A 19,745-nucleotide genomic window follows, 5' to 3' on the forward strand; every position below is an offset into this window, starting at 1 on the left:
GCAGGGCGGGAGTCGTTGCGCTTTGTAGCCTGCTGGAGTCGGCAGGCCGTGCCCCATGCATTGCCGATCGAGCAGGGGCGATGGTCATTTCTTGGGCCTGATGGTGGCGGCCGCGCCGGCGGAGGCAACGATGATAGCGGCCACGGCCAGCCATTGGCCCCAGAGCAGCCGCTCGCCGAGGAACGCCAGGCCACAGAGCGCGGCGACGGCTGGCTCCAGGCTCATCAGGATGCTGAAGGTGCGTGCCGGCAGGCGGGTCAGGGCGACCATTTCCAGGCTATAGGGCAGGGCCGAGGAGAGCACTGCGACGCCCAGCGCGATGGGCAGCAGGTCCAGCGACAGCAGATCGCCACCCGCATGCCAGACCCCTATGGGCAGCACCAGCAGGGCTGCGACCCAGGTGCCGAGGGCAACGGTATGACGGCCATGCTCGGCGCCCGCTTTCTGCCCGAAGACGATGTATAGCGCCCAGCAAACCCCGGCGCCGAGCGCCAGCGCCGCGCCGCCGGGGTCGATGGCATGCTGCGTGGCCCCGGTTGGCAGCAGCATCCACAAACCGGTTATGGCCAGAATGACCCAGACGAAATCCAGCAGGCGGCGCGACGAAAACAGCGCCAGGGCCAGCGGGCCGGTGAACTCGAGGGCGACGGCAATGCCGAGGGGAATGCGCTGCAGCGACATGTAGAACATCAGGTTCATGCCACCCAGCGCCAGGCCATAGGCCAGCAGGGACCGGCACTTGCGCAGGTCCAGCCGTGCACGCCAGGGTTGCATCACCAGCGACAGGATGATTGCACCGAGCACCAGGCGCAGGGCCGTGGTGCCTTCGGCGCCAACAAGCGGGAACAGGTTTTTGGCCAGGGAGGCGCCGCTCTGGATCGAAACCATGGCCACCGCCAGCAGGGCGATGGGAACGAGAAGGGCGGTGCGTGGCATGAAATGTCCTACTCGGTTAAAGCTTGTCGGGCGTGGAATGAGGGAGCGAGGAGGGTGTCTCCGCCTGCTCCTCGGCATTATCGCTGGACCCGTCGTAGAAGCCAGCGTGCCGGCAATTCCTGGCTACATCGAGCACAGTGAACGCCGATGCCGGCTCGTCGCGTGTCTGACACCGGGATGAAACTATCGAGGGCATTCGTCCTCAATAGCGGGCACCGTCGGTACGCAGGCGAGCGCGGGGCTGATCACCCGCCGCCTCGTCAGTATCATCGCCCTGTTTTCCGGGCTTTCAGCCGAGCAACCATAGCGAGTTTCCGATTTGCCCTTATATGTCTTGCGCGTAGTGCCTTTCATCGCCGTGCTGGCGGTCATTCTGTTCAGTGGGTTGAAACCCGAGCCGGTTCCACAAGTGTTCGAGCAACAGGACAAGCTGCACCATCTGCTCGGCTTCGCCGCGCTGATGTTCACCCTGCGCCTGGCGTTTCCGCGCTGGCGCCTGTTCTGGGCGGTGCTGGCCAGCCTGAGTGCCGCGCTGGCGATCGAAATCGCCCAAGGTCTGCAGCCGCACCGTACCGCTTCGGCGGGTGACATGCTCGCCAATACGCTGGGCGTGCTGCTGGGCTGGGGGTGCGCGCAGCTGGCGTATTTCTGGTATCTGCGCAGTGGTGCGGCACGCCAGGAGACGGGCGAACCGGACGTGGTGAGCCTGGAGAGCCTCAGCCAATCCTGAGCTGCTCCAGGGTCGTTCATCCGCAGCCCGCGCGGCCACTCCGAGCCGCCGCGCGGGCTGACCGCGAAATGCCTCAGCCGATGCTCATCAGGCTCGCATTACCACCTGCCGCCGCGGTGTTGACGCTCAGCGAGCGCTCCACCAGCAGGCGCTCGAGCAGCACCGCGCGATCGCCGCGATCATAGGCATGCACCGCCACGATGGGGCCGGGGCGCGTCGCCACCTGACGACAGACTTCGCGCAGCTGATCGCTGTCGCCGTGATGCAGCACGGCGTCGAAGGCGATGCCTTCGTCCTGCCACTGGGCGACGCTTTCGATGCGATTCTGCACCGGCGCCGGTAGCTGCAGGCGCAGCGCGCGGGTGCTTTCGTCATCGGGCCAGACGGCCTTGCTGCCGACGGCCAGCAGCGCCGCCAGCTGGACGAGACGATCCTGCTCGTCATCGGCCAGGCACAGCACGCGTTCGCGCGGCAGCAGGGTGTAGCTGTTGCGCTCGCCGGTCGGGCCGACCAGCACACGGGTCACGCCGCTTTGCGACAGCGCGGCGAAGCGCTCGCAGGCCTCGCTCAATCCCTCGTTGCGGCCCTTGGCCCACTGGCGGAAGGCATCCAGCGCGGCCCGATGGCCCGCAACGGGTCGCTCCTGGCCCTGGCGTTCGATGTTGCTCTGAGCATCCATGCGGGCGAAGGTCGCGGCGGCGCCATCGGCCGGGCAGGTGGTCAACAGGCGATACAGATACAGCGGCCCGCCGGCCTTGGGTCCGGTGCCGGACAGGCCTTCGCCACCGAACGGCTGCACCCCGACCACAGCGCCGACGATGTTGCGGTTGACGTAGAGGTTGCCGACATGGGCCTTGCTGGTCACCTGGGCGATGGTTTCGTCGATGCGGGTGTGCACGCCGAGGGTTAAGCCGTAGCCGCTGGCGTTGATCTGGTCGAGCAGTTGGTCGAGTTCTTCGCGCGGGTAGCGCAGCACGTGCAGGACCGGGCCGAAGATTTCCCGCTGCAGCTCGTCGAGGCTTTCCAGCTCGATCAGGGTCGGCACCACGAAGGTGCCGCGAGCCAGCTGATCCGGCGCATGGCGAGCCTTCTGCACCACGCGGCGGCCTTTGCCGCGCATGGCCGCGATGTGCTTGTCGATGTTGTCCTTGGCCTCGCGGTCGATCACCGGGCCGATGTCGGTGGCCAGGTGGTCCGGGTTGCCGACGCAGTGTTCGGCCATGGCGCCTTCGAGCATGGTCAGCACGCGCTCGGCCACGTCCTCCTGCACGCACAGCACGCGCAGCGCCGAGCAGCGCTGGCCGGCGCTGTCGAAGGCCGAGGAAACGACATCTAGCACCACCTGTTCGGTCAGTGCCGAGGAGTCGACGATCATCGCGTTCTGGCCGCCGGTTTCGGCGATCAGCGGCAGCGGTCGACCCTGGGCATCCAGGCGCCCGGCGAGGTTGCGCGCGATGATCGCGGCAACCTCGGTGGAGCCGGTGAACATCACGCCGCGGATGCGCTCGTCGCGTACCAGCGCATCGCCGACCACGCCGCCATCGCCGGGCAGCAGCTGCAGGACGCCTTCCGGCAGGCCGGCCTGCAACAGCAAGTGCACGGCCTGGCTGGCGATCAGCGGCGTCTGCTCGGCGGGCTTGGCCAGCACGGTATTGCCCGCCGCCAGCGCGGCGGCCACCTGGCCGGTAAAGATCGCCATGGGGAAGTTCCAGGGGCTGATGCAGACCACCGGCCCCAGCGGGCGATGGCTGTCGTTGCTGAAGTCCTCGCGCGCCTGCATGGCGTAGAAGCGCAGGAAGTCCACCGCCTCGCGCACCTCGGCGATGCCGTTGCTGAAGGTCTTGCCGGCTTCGCGGGCGAGCAGGCCCATCAGCGGCTGGAGCTGCGCTTCCATCAGGTCGGCGGCGCGTTCCAGCACGGCGGCACGCTCGGCCGGCGGGGTGGCCTGCCAGATCGGTGCGGCGGCCTGGGCGGCGTCCAGTGCGTGGCTGACGTCCTCGGGGCTGGCTTGCTGTACCCGGCCGACCAGGTCGCGCAGATCGGCCGGGTTGCGCACTTCGGCCCAGTCGCCACTGCTCTCGGTACCAGCCAGAATCGGCCGCGCGCTCCACTCGTGATGGCTGAGCAACGCGCTGGACAGCGAGGCCAGGCGGTGCTCGTTGGACAGATCGAGGCCGCTGGAATTGGTGCGCACCTCGCCGTACAGCTCGATCGGCAGCGGGATGCGCGGATGCGGTAGTCCCAGGCTGCCTTCACGGGCTGCGGCCTGCTCGACGCTCACCACCGGGTCCTCGACCAGTTGCGCGATGGACACCGACTGGTCGGCGATGCGGTTGACGAAGGAGGTATTGGCACCATTCTCCAGCAGGCGGCGCACCAGGTAGGCCAGCAGGGTTTCATGGGTGCCCACCGGGGCGTAGATGCGGCAGGGGCGGTTGAGCTTGCCCTCCGAGACCTTGCCCACCACCTGCTCGTACAACGGCTCGCCCATGCCGTGCAGGCATTGGAACTCGTACTGGCCGGGGTAATAGCTGGGGCCGGCCAGGTGGTAGATGGTCGCCAGTGTATGGGCGTTGTGGGTGGCGAACTGCGGGTAGACGGCATCCGGCACCGCCAGCAGCTTGCGTGCGCAGGCGATGTAGGAAATGTCGGTGTACATCTTGCGGGTGTACACCGGATAGCCTTCCAGGCCGTCGAGCTGGGCGCGCTTGATCTCGCTGTCCCAGTAGGCGCCCTTGACCAGGCGGATCATCAGGCGGTGGCCGCTGCGGCGGGCCATGTCGATCAGGTAGTCGATGACGGCGGGGCAGCGCTTCTGGTAAGCTTGGATGACGAAACCGATGCCGTTCCAGCCGCGCAGTTCGGGCTCGAAGCACAGGCGTTCGAGCAGGTCCAGCGACAGCTCCAGGCGGTCGGCTTCCTCGGCGTCGATATTCAGGCCGATGTCGTAACGCCGTGCCAGCCGGGTCAGCTCCAGCAGGCGCGGGTACAGCTCGTCCATCACCCGTTCGTGTTGGGCGCGGCTGTAGCGCGGGTGCAGCGCCGAAAGCTTGATCGAGATGCCCGGCCCTTCGTAGATGCCACGACCGTGGGAAGCCTTGCCGATGGCATGGATGGCCTGCTCGTAGGAGGCCAGATAGGCGCGTGCATCCAGCTCGGTCAGCGCGGCTTCGCCGAGCATATCGTAGGAATAGCGGAAGCCCTTGGCTTCGAGCTTGCTGGCGTTGGCCAGAGCCTCGGCGATGGTTTCGCCGGTGACGAACTGCTCGCCCATCAGGCGCATGGCCATGTCCACGCCCTTGCGGATCACCGGCTCGCCGCTCTTGCCGATCAGGCGATTGAGCGAGCTGGAAAGCCCGGTCTCGTTGTGGGTGGAAACCAGCTTGCCGGTGATCAGCAGGCCCCAGGAGGCCGCGTTGACGAACATCGACGAACTCTGGCCCAGGTGCTGCTGCCAGTTGCCGGTGCTGATCTTGTCGCGGATCAGCGCATCGCGCGTGCCCTTGTCCGGGATGCGCAGCAGCGCCTCGGCCAGGCACATCAGCGCCACACCTTCCTGGGACGACAGCGAAAACTCCTGCAGCAGCCCCTGCACCAGACCGGCGCGCCCGGTTGCGCCCTTCTGCTCGCGCAGGTTTTCCGCCAGGCAATAGGCAAGGTCGTAGCTGGCCTTGGCTTGCTCGGCGGGGAGCCGCGCCTGTTCCAGCATCAGTGGCACGACCTCCGGCTCCGGGCGGCGATAAGCGGCGGTGATCGCGGCGCGCAGCACCGATTGCGGCAGGATGCTCTGAGCGAATTCGAGGAATGGCTGGTACGCCGGCTCGGCCAAGGCTTCCAGCGCCTCTTCGTCACCCTCGCCGATACGCTGCGCCAGCGCGCTCAGCTCCGGCATGCGGGTGCCGTTCTCGAGGGTTTCGAGGTAGCTGAAAATCGCCTGCTTGATCAGCCAGTGCGGGGTGCGGTCGATCTTGCGCGCAGCCTCCTTGAGACGGTCGCGAGTCGCCTCGTCCAGCTTGACGCCGAGGGTGGTAGTGGCCATGGATGTGTCCTCGTGAAGATGACCGGAATTCGCGACGATAGCCGAGGCGCAAATGCAGGTGCAACCAGGTGCAACCGCAGGGCGACGAATGAACGAGCGAGCCTGTCGGTTAAAGATCGCGAAAGGCTCCGACACGGCGGCTGTCGTGTCATAACCACTGGATTAACACTAGCAGGGGACGTGAAGAGTATGGCAGAGCAGATGACACGGCCATCGGTGTGCGGTTTGGCTCTTGAGGCCAGGATGAGCGTTCGGCGCGTTGAGAAAGGAAGCACCGAAGCGATGACGCGACGCTGAAAACGAAAAAGGCCCACCTTTCGGTGAGCCTGAGTCGTTGTGTCTATGGTGCCGGCACCAGGAGTCGAACCCGGGACCTACTGATTACAAGTCAGTTGCTCTACCAGCTGAGCTATACCGGCTTAGAAGGGCCGCCATTATAGCGATTGCTTATGCCCTGTAAACCGATGCGCTCAAAAATTCTGCATTCCTGCTCTCGGTGTATCGCACTCCTGAGCAGTTGGCTCCGTCCCCATCCAAACGTCACGGGGCACACGAATCCTCCGGGGCGAAATGTGGCAAAGGAAAGTCGGGGTGTCAAGCTGCCATCACAAAATCCGACATTCCGCCGCCAAGCGGGTCGTGAATCGTGAACCTGCCCTGCGCTTTACCCGATGTCGCTTGCTAGGCTCGTTCCTTCCTACCAAGGCCTCAAGGACGATCATGGCTTTAGTCATCAGGGAAGGTGACCCCACCAGCACCGGCGGTATCGTGGTGGCTGGCTCTTCCACACACACTGTTGAGTTCCGAAAAGCTGCCAGGATCAGTGATCCCGTATGGTGCCCGGCCTGCAAGAGCATGGGCTTCATCGCCGAGGGCAACCCTACCGTCATTGACGAACACCTTGCCGTGGCTACCGAGGGGCACGCTGTCAAATGCGGCTGTCCGTTCGGAAGTAATCGGCTGATCGCCACCCAAGGGAGTGTTGTCGCCGGCACGGGAGGCTCGATTGGTATCGCGCCGGACTTAGCCGTGCGGGCGGAGGCTGCAACCGAGATTTGGGCCAGGGCGATCCGAGAAGGCACCTACACCAATCAGTTCACCACCGATATTCCCACTCATGCTGTGCGCGGTCTTGCCTCGAGCCAATGTGTATTCGCCAAATCCTGCAGTGTGCCGCGTGGATCCACCACAGCGGGCACGACCGTAGAGCCTGCTGATAGCTTCGGGCGTATCGCCTTGCTTGGCACGGTCGAGCAAAAGAGCTCCGTGGTCGCCAGCGATCGAGGCGCGGCCGCCGCCGGCACGGTGGCGTTGGGGCGGGTGGCTGGGCAGTCCATATTCGAAGGGCTGGGGGGCTGGGGACTTCGAGGCACCGCGATGACGGCCGGGACGGCAGCCAGCACTTTGTTGCTGGCTCTGTGGCCGTCCAACATGGGCGACGGCACTCTTTACAGCGAAGATGAGCTGCGAGGGCTGAGCGCTGCGTCAACCCGCGTACGCTTTCAATTCCGTCGAGGGACAGATGGGATTGTGCGGGCCTACGGTCTGCATACCCAAACCGGGAGCGTTCCGGTTGTAGACGCGCGCTGGAGCGACGGCAAACGAGCAATGGAAGCCCAGCTCGGTGGCGTAACCATCATCTGGACGCCAAACGAGGGGCCGGTCGTGAGTGCGCCTACGACATATCCAGGCGTAACTGAAGCGCTGGATAACGTTCTGGTACACCCCATCGCGGAAGACGCCGATAGCGAGATCGAGGTGTTCCCGGCCGAGGATGATCTGACCTGGCAGGACGTGATCATCACCTTCCCTGCTGATTCGGGCGTGCCTCCTCTGTACCTCGTATTTGCCAAGCCGGCAGTCAAGCCGCTGGAGGTGGACACTTTTGGCGCATTCAGCGGCAGGCCCCGCAATGGTCTTCACGTGGACCATATGCCCTCTCAGGCAGCCATTCGGCGTTACCTGCAGAACAACTTCAGGACTTTGACTGCGAAACAGGTGGAAGAGTATTTGAAGAAAGTCGCAGGTGTCGCAATCCCGGCAAGGGTTCACCAGAAATTCAGCGAAACCTACGGGGGCAGGAACACGGAGACGAAGCAACTACAAGATGCTGATGACCTCCGTACAGCTCTGGATAATAACTTCAACGCGATCAAGCCCTATATGCTTGAAGAGGGTTTCGCAGGCGCAGACTTGGAAGTGGCCAGGGCGAGGATGCACGAAATCAACGAAGAGCAGGGGTGGTACTGATGGATGCGGTCACAATCAATCGCTTGGCCAGAGGGCTCGGCCGTACCTATGACGAGCTTGTTTCCGAAAGCCTCATTCAAGGCTCACCCGTACCCCTGTTCACTGAAGGGCGAAACGAGGACCTTATCCACAAGCCGGCACCAGGTATCGAATTGTGGTTCTGGGCTGAGACGAAAAAACTGGAAAGGGTGGTCATCACCTTGGCGGCACTGGTGCAAGGCGACGAGCTATACACCGGTGAGCTGCCCACTCCGTTCACGCATCGAATGAATCAGTCAGGTGTTCGAGATTTGCTGGGAGATCCCTACCAGACGAAGGGACCTGTAAAGCTGCCACCTCCGATCGGAGTCACTGGAGGATGGGATGCGTATCGCTTGGGCCAGGCATTTCATCCCAACGCAGAGATTGTTGTTCAGTATCTGCAAGATACGACCGCGGCAGGCCTGGCATTTGAGTTGATCGACAAAGGCCACGACTGAATTACTCACCGCGCCGGCGCGTTTCGAGAAGCCTCTCCAATAGGTAACAAATATTGTTGCCATTGAAATGCTAATGTTTCACCAAGGGGCAAAGAAGCTCGGTTATCGAGTTTGATGAACTATCCTCGACGGTGAATGCAGTGGAGCAGCCTGGAAATGAGACTCGGCTCAACATTTATTAATCAGGATCGTGCAATGGTCCTGATGTGCCTTATTCAAGGCATATTTGTCAGTGCGGATTTCAATGGCGCACAATCTACAGCTGATAATCTGATTCAAGCGGTGAATAATGCTGGCTCAAAAACTACGATATCGGTAAATACCGCGCAAGCGACCAATATTGCTCAGCTGCTTGATGCAATTGACGCTGCTGGGGATAGTAAAATGTTTTCAGCGACATTCAACGGCGCCCAGTTAACTTCTAACAATTTACAGCAGGCAGTTTCTGCCGCAGGAGCGAATACAACGATTTCGGTTGTTTCTGCAGAATCGGCTCCACAGTCTGTTTTGCTCCAAATCATAAAAACTGCGGGTTGACTTTAAGCCTAATTGCATAGACTAATGCTTAGAAGGGGTTGCCCCTTCTAAGCAGGTAAGGAGGAAGAGATGAAATTTGCTTCGCCTATATTTCTTATTAGTGCGCTTTTGGGGGCAGGCCAAACCTACGCAGAAACCATGAGGTGTAACGAGGGAATAATTGCCACAGGGGCGAGTTCGTACGAGGTGTTGACGAAGTGCGGAGAGCCATCCGATAAGGAGGTTGTGAACCCTACAGTCCAGCCTGATGGTAATTTGCCAAGGGGAGCGGTGACGGTAGAGACTTGGGTGTACGGTCCGAATAACGGGGCGCACAATTTTCTGCGCTTTATAGATGGGAAATTGGTGAAGATTGAAACCCGCAGATTATAGCGTATGCAGCAGCACCGCCGGGCCGCGATTTGAAGCGTTTTGCCCTGCTTTATATGATATGGCTACCGAATTCATTGTGTAGCCAAGGCAGTTCCGCCCCTACGAGAATCGTCGTTTATTCTCAAACATAGCGTACGGACTGCCATGGGGGTTGTGTCTTCTACTGCTGCAGCCAGCCTTCAACGACATCCGATCCGTACTCTGCCTTCCAAGCTTTGAGCACTTTGTTGTTACCGCCCTTGGTCTCTACTATCTCGCCGGATTCGGGGTGTTTATAGACTTTCAGTTTGCGTTCTTTCCTGGCTCCGCTACGGCTGGCAGGCAAGGCGGCGCTTGTGCTTGGCTGCGGATCGAGCATGGAAATGAGGCTGCGCAGGCTCACACCATACTCGGCCATCAGTGCCCGTAGTTTTTCCTCGAACTCCATCTCTCGCTCAATTCTTTGTCGTTCTTGAGAGTATCGAGCTGCTTCAATTGCTCTGTAAGTTGTGCTTCCAGAGCTTGTATTCGGCGATCTTTGAAGTGCTCTGCTTTTTCCTCATGTAGGTAGCCATTGCTCGCGGCGAGTAAACCGTTTGTTGCCAGTTACTTGCGGCTGTTTTCTGCGGTGGCTGGCCGCTCGGCGAGCAGCAGCAGATTACGGGGGGTGAGTTCGCTCGGGCAGAAGCTGCCGAGGCGGACATGGTAGCCCTGTTCTTCCAGCAGCAGGGCGCGGTCGAGCAGCAGCCAGAGTTCCAACGGGCGGCGGAACAGGCTGCGCAGCAGTTCCAGATTGCGCACTTCGGCCAGGCGTTGCCAGCCTTGGCGTTCCAGTGCCTGCCAGTCTTCGCTGCCGGGTGCGGGCAGCTGTTTCAGCTCGGCCAGGTCGCGGCAGTAATCTTCGAAGCTCTTCTTCAGCCAGGCGCTAGGCAGCGAGGGCGTTGATAGATATTCGTCCTGCCCGCGCAGGTTGCGTTGGAGCAAGTCGAAACCCAGGCGCCAGGCCATCGACTGGTCGCGGTTGCGTTTTTCACGGGCGCCGGCGGTGACGGTTTCGCTCAGCGGCAGGCCGAGGTCGTCGCGTGACAGCCGCAGCGACGAGGACTGCGCGGTGCGAGACAGCGGCTGATAATGATCCAGACGCGTGCGGTTATAGCAGCAGGGTGCTATGGCGAGCTGTCGGCATTGCTTGTCGATGGCCAGCTGCAGCAGCCGCACATGAAGGTCGCCGCAGGCGTGGAGGGCGACGGGCGTGTGTTCTGTTTGCAGGTGCTGGGTGGTGTCTGCGGCGAGCACGTCCTGACATTGGTGGTTGGCTGCGATGCCAAGTCGCGCACTCAGGCGGGCGCCGTCCTCGACCAGCGCCGGGTCCCATTCCAGGCAGGTCAGTGCAGCGCCCCCGCGGGCCAGCTGGCGACCGAGGTGACCCTTGCCCGCGCACCAGTCCAGCCAGTGGCGAGGTTTCTCCCTGAACTGCAGGCAGGCGGCGAACGCCTGGATCTGTAGCCATTTGCGGCCTGGAACGTCGGTGCTCTGGCGGCTGTCGGTCAGCGGAGGCTCGCTCGCGGGGAGTTCCTCTATGCGGCTCAGGCGAGTGGCGGTGGCGGCCAGCTCCGGAAAGGGGGCGGGTGCAGGAAGCCTTGCAGGCTGGTTGTGGGCGGTTTCGGCGTCGGCCAGCGAGCGGCGGCGCAGCCAGGCGGCCAGCTCAGGATGGGTACTCTCCCAGGGCAGGAAGTGCTCGGTGAACGGGCGGGGCCGCCAGAGCGCCTGATGACGGGTGAGAAAGGCGTCCAGGGCATGAAAACGTGCGCAAAGGGGTGACGAGGTCGGCATTGGCTTGGCTGGTGGGTACGGGCTGGGCCGATTGTAGCCGGATGCCATGCGCATGAATCGAAACGCCCGTCGGAGACGGGCGTTGGTCGGTCGCTACTTGCCGTATACCAGCTCAGGCAGCCAGGTGATCAGCCCCGGAAACAGATACGCAATCACCAGCAGCGATATCTGCAGCAGGATGAAGGGCACCACGCCTTTGTAAATGGTGCTGGTCGGCACCGATGGGGGCGTGACGCCACGCAGGTAGAAGAGCGCGAATCCGAATGGCGGCGTCAGGAAGGAGGTCTGCAGGTTCAGGGCGATCATCACGCCCAGCCAGATAGGGTCCAGCCCCATGGCCAGCAGTACCGGACCGACAATCGGCACCACCACGAAGATGATCTCGATGAAGTCGAGGATGAAACCGAGCAGGAAGATCACCAGCATGACCAGGAAGAATGCGCCGAGCACGCCACCGGGTAACTGATCGAACACGTGCTCGACCATGGCTTCGCCGCCGAAGCCACGGAATACCAGCGAGAACAGCGACGCACCGATCAGGATCATGAACACCATGGCGGTGATTTCGGTGGTGCCGAATGCCACCTGGCGCAACTGGGTGAAGTTCAGCTTGCCCTTGTACAGCGCCAGCACCATGGCGCCGAGTGCACCGAGTGCCGCAGCTTCGGTGGGCGTTGCGTAGCCGGCGAGAATCGAGCCCAGCACGGCGCCGATCAGCAGCAGCGGCGGCACCAGCGCATAGGAGAGTTTGCCCCACTCGATGGGGCCGAGTTCTTCCTGCGGCAGGGCTGGCAACTTCTTCGGTTGGAATACCGCGATCGTGATGATGTAGACGATGTAGAGACCGACCAGTAACAGTCCGGGCAGCAGGGCGCCGACGAACAGGTCGCCGACCGATACGGTCTTGGGCGAGAAGATGCCCATCTTCAACTGCGCCTGCTGGTAGGCGCTGGACATCACGTCGCCCAGCAGCACCAGCACGATCGAAGGGGGGATGATCTGTCCGAGCGTACCGGTCGCGGCCAGAGTACCGGTGGAGATCGCCGGATCGTAACCGCGGCGCAGCATGGTGGGCAGCGCCAGCAGTCCCATGGTCACTACCGTGGCGCCGACGATCCCGGTGCTGGCGGCCAGCAGCGCGCCGACCACGCAGACGGAAATGGCCAGCCCGCCACGCAGCGTGCCGAACAGGCGCGACATGGACTCGAGCAGGTCTTCGGCGACGCGGCTTTTCTCCAGCATCACCCCCATGAACACGAACAACGGAACCGCCAGCATCGTCTGGTTGTTCATGATGCCGAACAGACGGTTCGGCAGGGCGCTGAGGTAACCGCCGTCGAAGGTTCCGGTGAGTATGCCGATACCGGCGAAGAGCAACGATACGCCGCCCAGCGTGAAGGCGACCGGGTAACCGGCCATCAGCGCGGCGCAGATACAAACGAACAGCAGAATCGCCATCAACTCAACCATGCGTCACCTCGGAAGTAGGCAGGCGACCAGCGAGCCGATAGATGGACTTGATCAAGTCGGAGATTCCTTGCAGTACAAGGGAAACGACCAGTACCAGAATGATGCTCTTCTGCAGGTATACGAACTTGAGGCCACCCGTTTCGCTGGATGCCTCCAGTGTCGCCCAGGAGTTGCTCACGTAATCCCAACTGGCCCAGCCGAGAAACAGGCATACCGGCAACAGAAAGAACAGCGTGCCGAACATCTCGACGAGCGCTTGGCTACGCGGCCCGAACTTCTGATAGAAGATGTCGACGCGGACATGACCGTTGCGTTGCAGAACCCACGCGGTTGCCCCCATGAATACGAGCGCGTGGGCATAAAGCACGGCCTCTTGCAGCGCCGTGGCACCGATGCCGAAGCCATAGCGCAATATCACGACGAGTGCAGTACCGAGAACCAGGAACAGGGTTAACCAGGCGCAGGCCTTGCCGAACAGCAGGTTCAGCCGATCGACCATGCCGGCAAGGCGCAGCAAGGGTGGGGGAGTATCGGACATTGGTACGTCCTTCTTATTGTTAAGTGTTGAGAGAGTCGGATTTTATGCAGGTGCGAGTTCTCGCAGCAATGGCTTACGACTTTAGTCGCCTGGGCTAGGCTTGAACGGGCCGAGCCACTAATGTTAATCGAGCTGACAGTTGAGCCTTTTGATCATCGCTTCAAAGTCTGCTGATTGCCTTGTCGGTTCTTAAGGCGCAGTTTATGTCGCTGTCGTGATGTCGTTCAGCGCGTCGGGTTGATTAACCAACAGCGTTTGGTCGTTGCGAAATAACAAACAATAACAAGGAGTAACAGCATGAAACGTCGTGACATTCTTGCGGCTGCAGGCGTGGGCCTGGCAGCCACGGCTCTTGCCGGATGCAAGGAGGAAAGCACGGGAACCGCAGGCGCCAACCCGGCTGCGGAACAGCAGACCTTCAATTGGAAAATGGTGACCTCCTGGCCGAAGAACTTTCCCGGTGTCGGTGTCGGCGCCGAGCGTTTCGCCAGGCTGGTCAACGAGATGAGCAACGGCCGGCTCAAGGTCAAGGTTTATGCCGCGGGCGAGCTGGTTCCGGCACTGGAAGTCTTCGACGCGGTCTCGCGCGGCACGGCTGAAATGGGCCACGGTGCACCTTACTACTGGAAGGGCAAGGTGCCGGCTGCTCAGTTCTTCTGTGCGCTGCCCTTCGGCCCCAATGCCCAGGAAATGAACGCCTGGCTGCATCGCGGTGGTGGCATGGAGCTCTGGGTAGAGGTCTACAAGCCTTTCGGCGTGCTGCCAATGGCCTGTGGTGCCAGCGGTGTGCAGACGGCGGGCTGGTTCAACAAGGAGATCAACTCGGTCGAGGACTTCCGTGGCCTGAAGATGCGTACGCCCGGCCTGGGCGGCGAAGTCTTGACCAAGATGGGCGGTACCGTGGTGAACATGCCGGCGGGCGAGATCTTCACCTCGCTGCAGACCGGCGCCATCGATGCCACCGAGTGGATCGGTCCATACAACGACATGGCGTTGGGGCTGCACAAGGCGGCCAAGTACTACTACACCCCGGGCTGGCAGGAGCCCAACGTGACCTTCGAGCTGGACGTGAACATCAAGGCCTGGGAAACCCTGCCGGCCGATCTGCAGGCAATCGTTCGTGCCGCCGCCCGCGATGTGAACGGCGACATGCTCGATGATTACAACGCGCAGAACATGGAAGCGCTGGAGCAATTGCGCGAACAGGGCGTCGAAGTACGCCGCCTGCCTGACGAGGTGCTGGCGCGTCTGAAGGAAGTGGCGGCCGAGGTGGTCGATGCTTCCGCTGCCGCCGATCCGGTGGCCAGCAAGGTGTGGGAGCAGCAGAGCGCCTATCTCAAGCGCCTTTACGACTATGCCGAGCTGAACGAGAAGGACATCTACAACATCCGCGGCTGATCAGGCCGCAACGAAAACGCCGTCACCGGTTGCAGCCGGTGGCGGCGTTTCCATTTCTCCCGGCATGTCGCCGGTCGAGCGGGCGGACTCAGGTCACCACGCGATAGCAGGGCTCATAGGGGCGACCGCCCGGCAGCTTCATGCGGTGCTGCTCGACGAAGGCCTTCAGCAACTCATCCAGCGGCTGCATGATCGCCGTATCGCCATGGATTTCATAAGGGCCGAACTGCTCGATGCGGCGGATGCCCTTGTCCTTCACGTTGCCCGAGACGATGCCGGAAAAGGCACAGCGCAGGTTGGCGGCCAGCTGGTGGGCCGGTACGTCGCGGCTCAGCTTCAGGTTCGCCATGTTCTCGTGGGTGGGGTCGAAGGGGTGCTGGAAGCCCTCGTCGATCTTCAGCAGCCAGTTGAAGTGGAAGGCATCGTTGCGTTCGCGGCGGAAAAGGCCGACCTCTTTCAGGCCGGCATTCATTTGCCGTGACACGGCCACCGGATCGTCGATGATGACCTGGTAGCGACTCTGGGCATCGCTGCCCAGGGTGGCGCCGACGAAGTCATGCAACTGCTGCAGGTAAGGGGCGGCGTCCCTGGGGCCGGTGAGAATCACCGGGAACGGCAGGTCCTGGTTGTCCGGGTGGAGCAGGATGCCGAGCAGGTAGAGAAACTCCTCGGCGGTGCCGACGCCGCCCGGGAAGATGATGATGCCGTGACCGACGCGCACGAAGGCTTCCAGGCGCTTTTCGATGTCCGGCATGATCACCAGTTCGTTGACGATCGGGTTGGGCGCCTCGGCGGCGATGATGCCGGGTTCGGTCAGGCCCAGGTAACGACCGCCGATGAGCCGCTGCTTGGCGTGGGCAATGGTGGCGCCCTTCATCGGCCCCTTCATCACGCCGGGACCGCAACCGGTGCAGATATTCAGGTTGCGCAGGCCCAGCTCATGGCCGACCCGCTTGCTGTACTGGTATTCCTCGCTGCTGATCGAATGCCCGCCCCAGCACACCACCATGTTCGGCTCCACACCGGGCCGCAGCGTGCGGGCGTTGCGCAGCAGATGGAATACGTAGTCGGTGATGCCTTGGGAACTGCTCAGATCGATGCGCGGAGCACCGAGCTCGCTGCCGGTGTAGACGATGTCGCGCAGCGCGCTGAACAGCATCTCGCGGGTGCTGGCGATCATCTCGCCATCGACGAAGGCATCGGCCGGTGCATTGATCAATTCCAGCCGTACGCCGCGATCCTGCTGATGGATGCGTACCTCGAAATCCTCGTAGGCCTCGAGGATGGTCTTGGCGTTGTCGATGTGCGCGCCGGTGTTGAGGATGGCCAGGGCGCACTGGCGGAACAGCGTGTAGACACTGCTCGCACCGGCCTCGCTGAGCTGGTGCATTTCGCGCTGGGAAAGCGCTTCGAGGCTGCCTTTGGCGCTGACCGAGGCGGTGGTTACGGGTCTTGAGATCATTAGGGGTTCCCTGAAAACAATGCACGGCGCAAAGCCGGTGCATCAGGATGGTGAAGCGTCGATCGCTGCTCGGCAGGCCTTTCGCCTGCGCGGCGGGATGGCAAGCATGGTTCGTGCTCGCCATCTTACCCCGCCTCGTATGACAGGTACGGCTGCGCCAAGCAAGCCTCCGCCAGAACACAGACAGCGGCACGCGCCGGTAATTCGTGGAAGCGGCGGCGCCGCTCAGGTGCGCGGATAGAAATTCATCCCCACCAGTAGCGCAGCGTATGGAAAAAGATCGGCGCGGCGAAGCACACCGAGTCGAGTCGATCGAGCATGCCGCCGTGTCCTTCGATCATGTGTCCCCAGTCCTTCACGCCGCGGTCGCGCTTGATCGCCGACATCACCAGCCCGCCGAAGAAGCCGAGCAGATTCAGCGCCAGTGCGATCAGCGCCGCCTGCCAGAAGGTGAAAGGCGTGATCCAGAACAGTGCCGCGCCGATCAGCGTTGCCAGCGCGATGCCGCCGACGAAGCCTTCGACGGTTTTCGATGGCGACAGGTTGGGCGCGATCTTGCGCTTGCCGGCCAGCTTGCCGCAGACGTACTGCAGCACGTCGGAGAGCTGCACCACCATCACCAGCCAGGCGATCAGCAGCAGGTTGCGGCCTTCGAAGCCGGCGATTTCCAGCGTCAGCAGCGCCGGCACATGAGACACGCAGAACACTGCGATCATCAGGCCCCATTGCACTTTCGCGGCGCGCTCGAGATAGCGCGTGGTGTCGCCGCCCAGCGAGGCGAGGATCGGCAGCAGCAGGAAGATGTACACCGGAATGAAGATCGCGAACAGGCCGTACCAGCCAATTCCGACCAGCAGGTATTGCATCGGCAGCACGAAATAGAACGCCGCGGCCAGTGCCGGGTAGTCGCTGCGCCGGGTCGGTGCCAGGGTCATGAATTCGCGCAGGGCGAAGAAAGAAACCAGATAAAAGAGGATCACCACGGCCGTATGGCCAAGCCAGAAGGCGATGCCGATCACCGCGACCATTACCCACCAGGCGTTGATGCGCGCGTTGAGGTTGTCGATCACCGGGTTTTCGGCATCGCCGCTGCGGCGCTTGAGCACGAAGCCGATCAGCGATGCCAGGGCGAGGAGGGCGCCGATTCCGGCGAACAGCATGAGAGTGTTGTTATCCATGTCAGGCTTCCTCCGGTGCCAGTTCCAGCAGCGCCTGACGCGCGCGGGCCAGGAAGGCGTCCTTGTCTTCGTTCTCGCCGATGCTCAGCGGTGCGCCGAAACTGACCGTGCACAGCAGCGGCAAGGGTAGCGAACGGCCCTTCGGCATCACGCGGTTGAGGTTGGCGATCCATACCGGCACCAGCTCCACGGTGGGGCGCGCCTGGCCGAGACGGTAGAGCCCGCCCTTGAAGGGCAGCAAACCCTCTTCGAGATTGCGCGTGCCCTCCGGAAACATGATCAGCGAATGCCCTTCATCCAGCGCATCGAGCATGGGCTGCAAGGGATCGGCCGAAGGGTCGCGGCGCTCACGGTCGACCAGCACGCCATGGAACACGCGGTTGATGATGAAGCGGCGCAACTGTCCCTTCTGCCAGTAATCCGCGCCGGCTACCGGTCGGGTCCGCCTCCGCAGCGCGGGTGGCAGGGAGGCCCAGAGCAGCACGAAATCGCCGTGGCTGGTGTGGTTGGCGAAGTAGATACGCTGAGTGCGGGTCGGTGCACAGCCCAGCCAGAGGCTGCGCGCGCCGGTGAGCAGACGCGCCACGGAGGTGAGCAGGAAAGCGGACAAATAGCCGATCATCGGTGGTTCCTCGGGGTATCGGCGGTTGACGGGGCGCAGGGACATGCGCCGTGAACATCTTTGCAAGGAGTCAGGCCGGCGTTTCGTTCAGGCCTTGGCGTACACGGTTGACCAGCGTGTACAGCGCCAGGGCGGCTATCAGCAGCAAGGCGCCGTTGACCCAGCTTGCCGGCAACCAGCCGCAGGCCACGCCGGTGGCCAGCACGCCGAAGGCGAAGGCACGATCGCTCTTGCCCATGGGGCCGTCGTAGCGGCGCGACGCGCCGACCATCGGGCCGAGTACGCCGGCGTATTCACTGAACAGCGCGAGCAGGGCGACCAGCACCACGGTCATCGCCGAAACGCCTGGCAGCAGGGCGAAGGGCAGATACAGGGCGCTGTCGGCGACCACGTCGCAGAGCTCGTTGAGATAGGCACCCAGTCTGGATTGCTGGCCGAATTCGCGTGCCAGCATGCCATCGATGGCATTGAGTGCCATGCGCGCCAGCATCCAGAGGGGGATCAATGCGAAAAGCCAGGTCTGCTCCGCCCACAGGGCGACGCTGCCGGCGACCAGCAGCGACAGCACCAGGGCAGCGACGGTGACCTGGTTGGCGGTAATGCCGAGTGCATGGAGACGCCGCACCAATGGGCGCAACAGATTCTGAAAGCGTGGCTTGAGCTGGTAGATGGAGAGCATTCATCGATTCCTTTCGATGTCGGTCCAGGGCTGACGGTGACGTCACAAGGCCGGGTCGGCGGCTATCAGCCGGACCCGGACTTTGGCGTAAACGCAGGCTGCGCCGCAAGCCTGTTGCCCTGCATGTCGCCGTTTTTGCGAGCGGGTTGGCGCTGGCGTGGATCAGAACCAGCGATCGTTGCGCTTGCGTCCACGCGTCATGGCCGGAAGGATCAGGCCGGCCAGCAGCCCGGCTCCGGCGATGCTGCCGCCATAGACCATGTAGCGCATCAGGAGCTGGTTGTTCTCATCGCCGAGCCGCGCCTGGGTGGTACGCAGCTCCGATTGCGCCTGGGTCAGTTCGGCATCCAGGGCCTGGCGGCGCGCTTCCAGCTCGTCGATGTGCGCCTTGCGCGAATCCAGTGTTTCCTGCATGCCCTGGACGCGGGCCTTCCAGCTGTCGTCGATGGTACGCAGTTGCTCGCTGAGCTCGGCCACCTGTTGCTCCAGTTGCGGCAGGCGTTCGGCCTGGCCGGGCACCTCCTGCAGATCGCGGCTGGGGATCCAGACGACGCTGCCCGACTCGCCACGGACCTGGCTGTAGTCGTTCTGGGTGCCCAGCAGCTCGACCTTCTCACCGGAGGTCAGGGTGCCAACGATGCGGTAGCCATCCGTCGGACCGCTGCGTACGTAGGTATTCAGGCTATCGCTGACCCAGCGTTCGTTGCTGGCTGTCTCCTGTGCCTGAGCGGCGCCGAAGAAGCCGAGCAAACCGGTGCAAAGGGCCAGCTGCCATACGCGGTTCGGGAACGAGCGGGAACGAAAAAGACGCTGAGAAAGGTGATGAATGGAAAACATGGTGCTCTTCATATAAGGGACAGATCACAAGTGAAGACAAGCAGATGCCGAGCCTCTGACCGGGCTCCGTTGCAGCGAAGGCGGGAATGACGGTGATGCATGGAAGATGGCCGGAAGACCGGCACCGTGCTCCATGAAACCCAAGGCTCACGAGCCAGCCGCCGACTTCATCTGCTGACAGACACCACGAATGGCGTTGGGTTCATCGAACGTTTCGACCATTTGGCGGCGCGCTCGGCCGGCGGCGACGTCTCGCCCTCCGTTCGAGGCCTTGCGCCAGAGCTTCTCGTTGAGTCTGGCTGCGTCGATGTGTCGCATCTGTCAAATGAAGAATGATGAATGCATCACGTTTGATATCATTCCGATATCAAACTCCCGTGCGGGATAAGCGCTTTTTTGAATTCGA

17 protein-coding genes, 1 tRNA gene and 1 pseudogene are annotated in these 19,745 nt (G+C 62.5%); 7 read left to right on the forward strand and 12 right to left on the reverse strand.

Annotated elements, in window-relative coordinates; translation table 11 throughout:
- Positions 1-84 precede the first annotated feature (84 nt).
- Complete coding sequence (gene rhtA, locus EA795_RS11750; RefSeq protein ID WP_058077337.1) at positions 85-936, reverse strand: threonine/homoserine exporter RhtA; 852 nt, start codon at positions 934-936, stop codon at positions 85-87.
- 319 nt (positions 937-1,255) lie between these two features.
- Between rhtA and EA795_RS11755 the strand changes: the two genes are divergently transcribed.
- Positions 1,256-1,666, forward strand: coding sequence for a VanZ family protein (locus tag EA795_RS11755; protein WP_240645005.1), 411 nt, complete (start codon positions 1,256-1,258; stop codon positions 1,664-1,666).
- Positions 1,667-1,739: 73 nt separating this feature from the next.
- On the opposite strand, the gene putA is transcribed toward EA795_RS11755, so the two are convergent.
- A complete protein-coding gene (gene putA, locus EA795_RS11760) occupies positions 1,740-5,705 on the reverse strand; it encodes a trifunctional transcriptional regulator/proline dehydrogenase/L-glutamate gamma-semialdehyde dehydrogenase (protein ID WP_122077467.1) in 3,966 nt (1,321 codons plus the stop codon).
- Positions 5,706-6,048: 343 nt separating this feature from the next.
- Positions 6,049-6,124 (reverse strand) — tRNA-Thr (locus EA795_RS11765).
- A 301-nt stretch (positions 6,125-6,425) separates the two neighbouring features.
- Here EA795_RS11765 and EA795_RS11770 point away from each other — a divergent pair.
- From EA795_RS11770 to EA795_RS21630, 4 genes are all read left to right on the forward strand, one after another.
- Entirely contained in the window at positions 6,426-7,955 is a 1,530-nt protein-coding gene (locus EA795_RS11770; protein ID WP_122077469.1) for an S-type pyocin domain-containing protein, read from the forward strand.
- Positions 7,955-8,434, forward strand: coding sequence for a DUF6392 family protein (locus EA795_RS11775; RefSeq protein ID WP_122077471.1), 480 nt, complete (start codon positions 7,955-7,957; stop codon positions 8,432-8,434). The genes EA795_RS11770 and EA795_RS11775 overlap by 1 nt, the downstream gene beginning before the upstream one ends.
- Before the next feature lie 135 nt (positions 8,435-8,569).
- The gene (locus EA795_RS21040; protein WP_158601303.1) at positions 8,570-8,971 is read left to right on the forward strand and encodes a hypothetical protein; all 402 of its coding nucleotides are present in this window, start codon (positions 8,570-8,572) and stop codon (positions 8,969-8,971) included.
- A gap of 138 nt (positions 8,972-9,109) precedes the next feature.
- Positions 9,110-9,343: a DUF2845 domain-containing protein gene (locus EA795_RS21630; RefSeq protein ID WP_432813941.1), complete on the forward strand. Its 234-nt coding sequence runs from the start codon at positions 9,110-9,112 to the stop codon at positions 9,341-9,343.
- A 160-nt stretch (positions 9,344-9,503) separates the two neighbouring features.
- Here the strand turns inward: EA795_RS21630 and EA795_RS11785 are convergent.
- The 4 genes and pseudogenes from EA795_RS11785 to EA795_RS11800 form a co-directional block, all read right to left on the reverse strand.
- Positions 9,504-9,885: pseudogene (locus tag EA795_RS11785) on the reverse strand (histone-like nucleoid-structuring protein, MvaT/MvaU family).
- Positions 9,886-9,928: 43 nt separating this feature from the next.
- Positions 9,929-11,155, reverse strand: a complete 1,227-nt coding sequence (locus tag EA795_RS11790; protein ID WP_122077475.1) for a methyltransferase — start codon at positions 11,153-11,155, stop codon at positions 9,929-9,931.
- A gap of 93 nt (positions 11,156-11,248) precedes the next feature.
- A complete protein-coding gene (locus tag EA795_RS11795) occupies positions 11,249-12,625 on the reverse strand; it encodes a TRAP transporter large permease (RefSeq protein ID WP_014851026.1) in 1,377 nt (458 codons plus the stop codon).
- Positions 12,618-13,163 (reverse strand): TRAP transporter small permease subunit, encoded by a 546-nt coding sequence (locus EA795_RS11800; RefSeq protein WP_014851027.1) that lies wholly within the window; start codon positions 13,161-13,163, stop codon positions 12,618-12,620. Before EA795_RS11800 ends, EA795_RS11795 begins: the two co-directional genes overlap by 8 nt.
- A 297-nt stretch (positions 13,164-13,460) precedes the next feature.
- On the opposite strand from EA795_RS11800, the gene EA795_RS11805 reads away from it, so the two are divergent.
- Positions 13,461-14,561, forward strand: a complete 1,101-nt coding sequence (locus EA795_RS11805) for a TRAP transporter substrate-binding protein (protein ID WP_122077477.1) — start codon at positions 13,461-13,463, stop codon at positions 14,559-14,561.
- A gap of 88 nt (positions 14,562-14,649) precedes the next feature.
- Here EA795_RS11805 and ppnN read toward each other — a convergent pair whose 3' ends face one another.
- The 5 genes from ppnN to EA795_RS11830 form a co-directional block, all read right to left on the reverse strand.
- Positions 14,650-16,023: a nucleotide 5'-monophosphate nucleosidase PpnN gene (ppnN, locus tag EA795_RS11810; protein ID WP_122077479.1), complete on the reverse strand. Its 1,374-nt coding sequence runs from the start codon at positions 16,021-16,023 to the stop codon at positions 14,650-14,652.
- Positions 16,024-16,268: 245 nt separating this feature from the next.
- Positions 16,269-17,201, reverse strand: a complete 933-nt coding sequence (locus EA795_RS11815; RefSeq protein ID WP_058078061.1) for a phosphatidate cytidylyltransferase — start codon at positions 17,199-17,201, stop codon at positions 16,269-16,271.
- Between the two features lies 1 nt (position 17,202).
- Positions 17,203-17,823: a lysophospholipid acyltransferase family protein gene (locus EA795_RS11820; RefSeq protein ID WP_014851031.1), complete on the reverse strand. Its 621-nt coding sequence runs from the start codon at positions 17,821-17,823 to the stop codon at positions 17,203-17,205.
- Positions 17,824-17,893: 70 nt separating this feature from the next.
- The gene (locus EA795_RS11825) at positions 17,894-18,502 is read right to left on the reverse strand and encodes a CDP-alcohol phosphatidyltransferase family protein (protein WP_058078060.1); all 609 of its coding nucleotides are present in this window, start codon (positions 18,500-18,502) and stop codon (positions 17,894-17,896) included.
- A 162-nt stretch (positions 18,503-18,664) separates the two neighbouring features.
- Positions 18,665-19,339 carry a TIGR04211 family SH3 domain-containing protein gene (locus tag EA795_RS11830; protein WP_058076294.1) on the reverse strand — a complete coding sequence of 225 codons (675 nt, stop codon included), beginning with the start codon at positions 19,337-19,339 and terminating at the stop codon, positions 18,665-18,667.
- Positions 19,340-19,438: 99 nt separating this feature from the next.
- Here EA795_RS11830 and EA795_RS21045 point away from each other — a divergent pair, with 99 nt between their 5' ends.
- Positions 19,439-19,675 (forward strand): hypothetical protein, encoded by a 237-nt coding sequence (locus EA795_RS21045; RefSeq protein ID WP_158601304.1) that lies wholly within the window; start codon positions 19,439-19,441, stop codon positions 19,673-19,675.
- Positions 19,676-19,745: the final 70 nt, after the last annotated feature.

The sequence above is a fragment of the Stutzerimonas nitrititolerans genome (assembly GCF_003696285.1).
GTDB classification, from domain to species: Bacteria; Pseudomonadota; Gammaproteobacteria; order Pseudomonadales; family Pseudomonadaceae; genus Stutzerimonas; species Stutzerimonas nitrititolerans.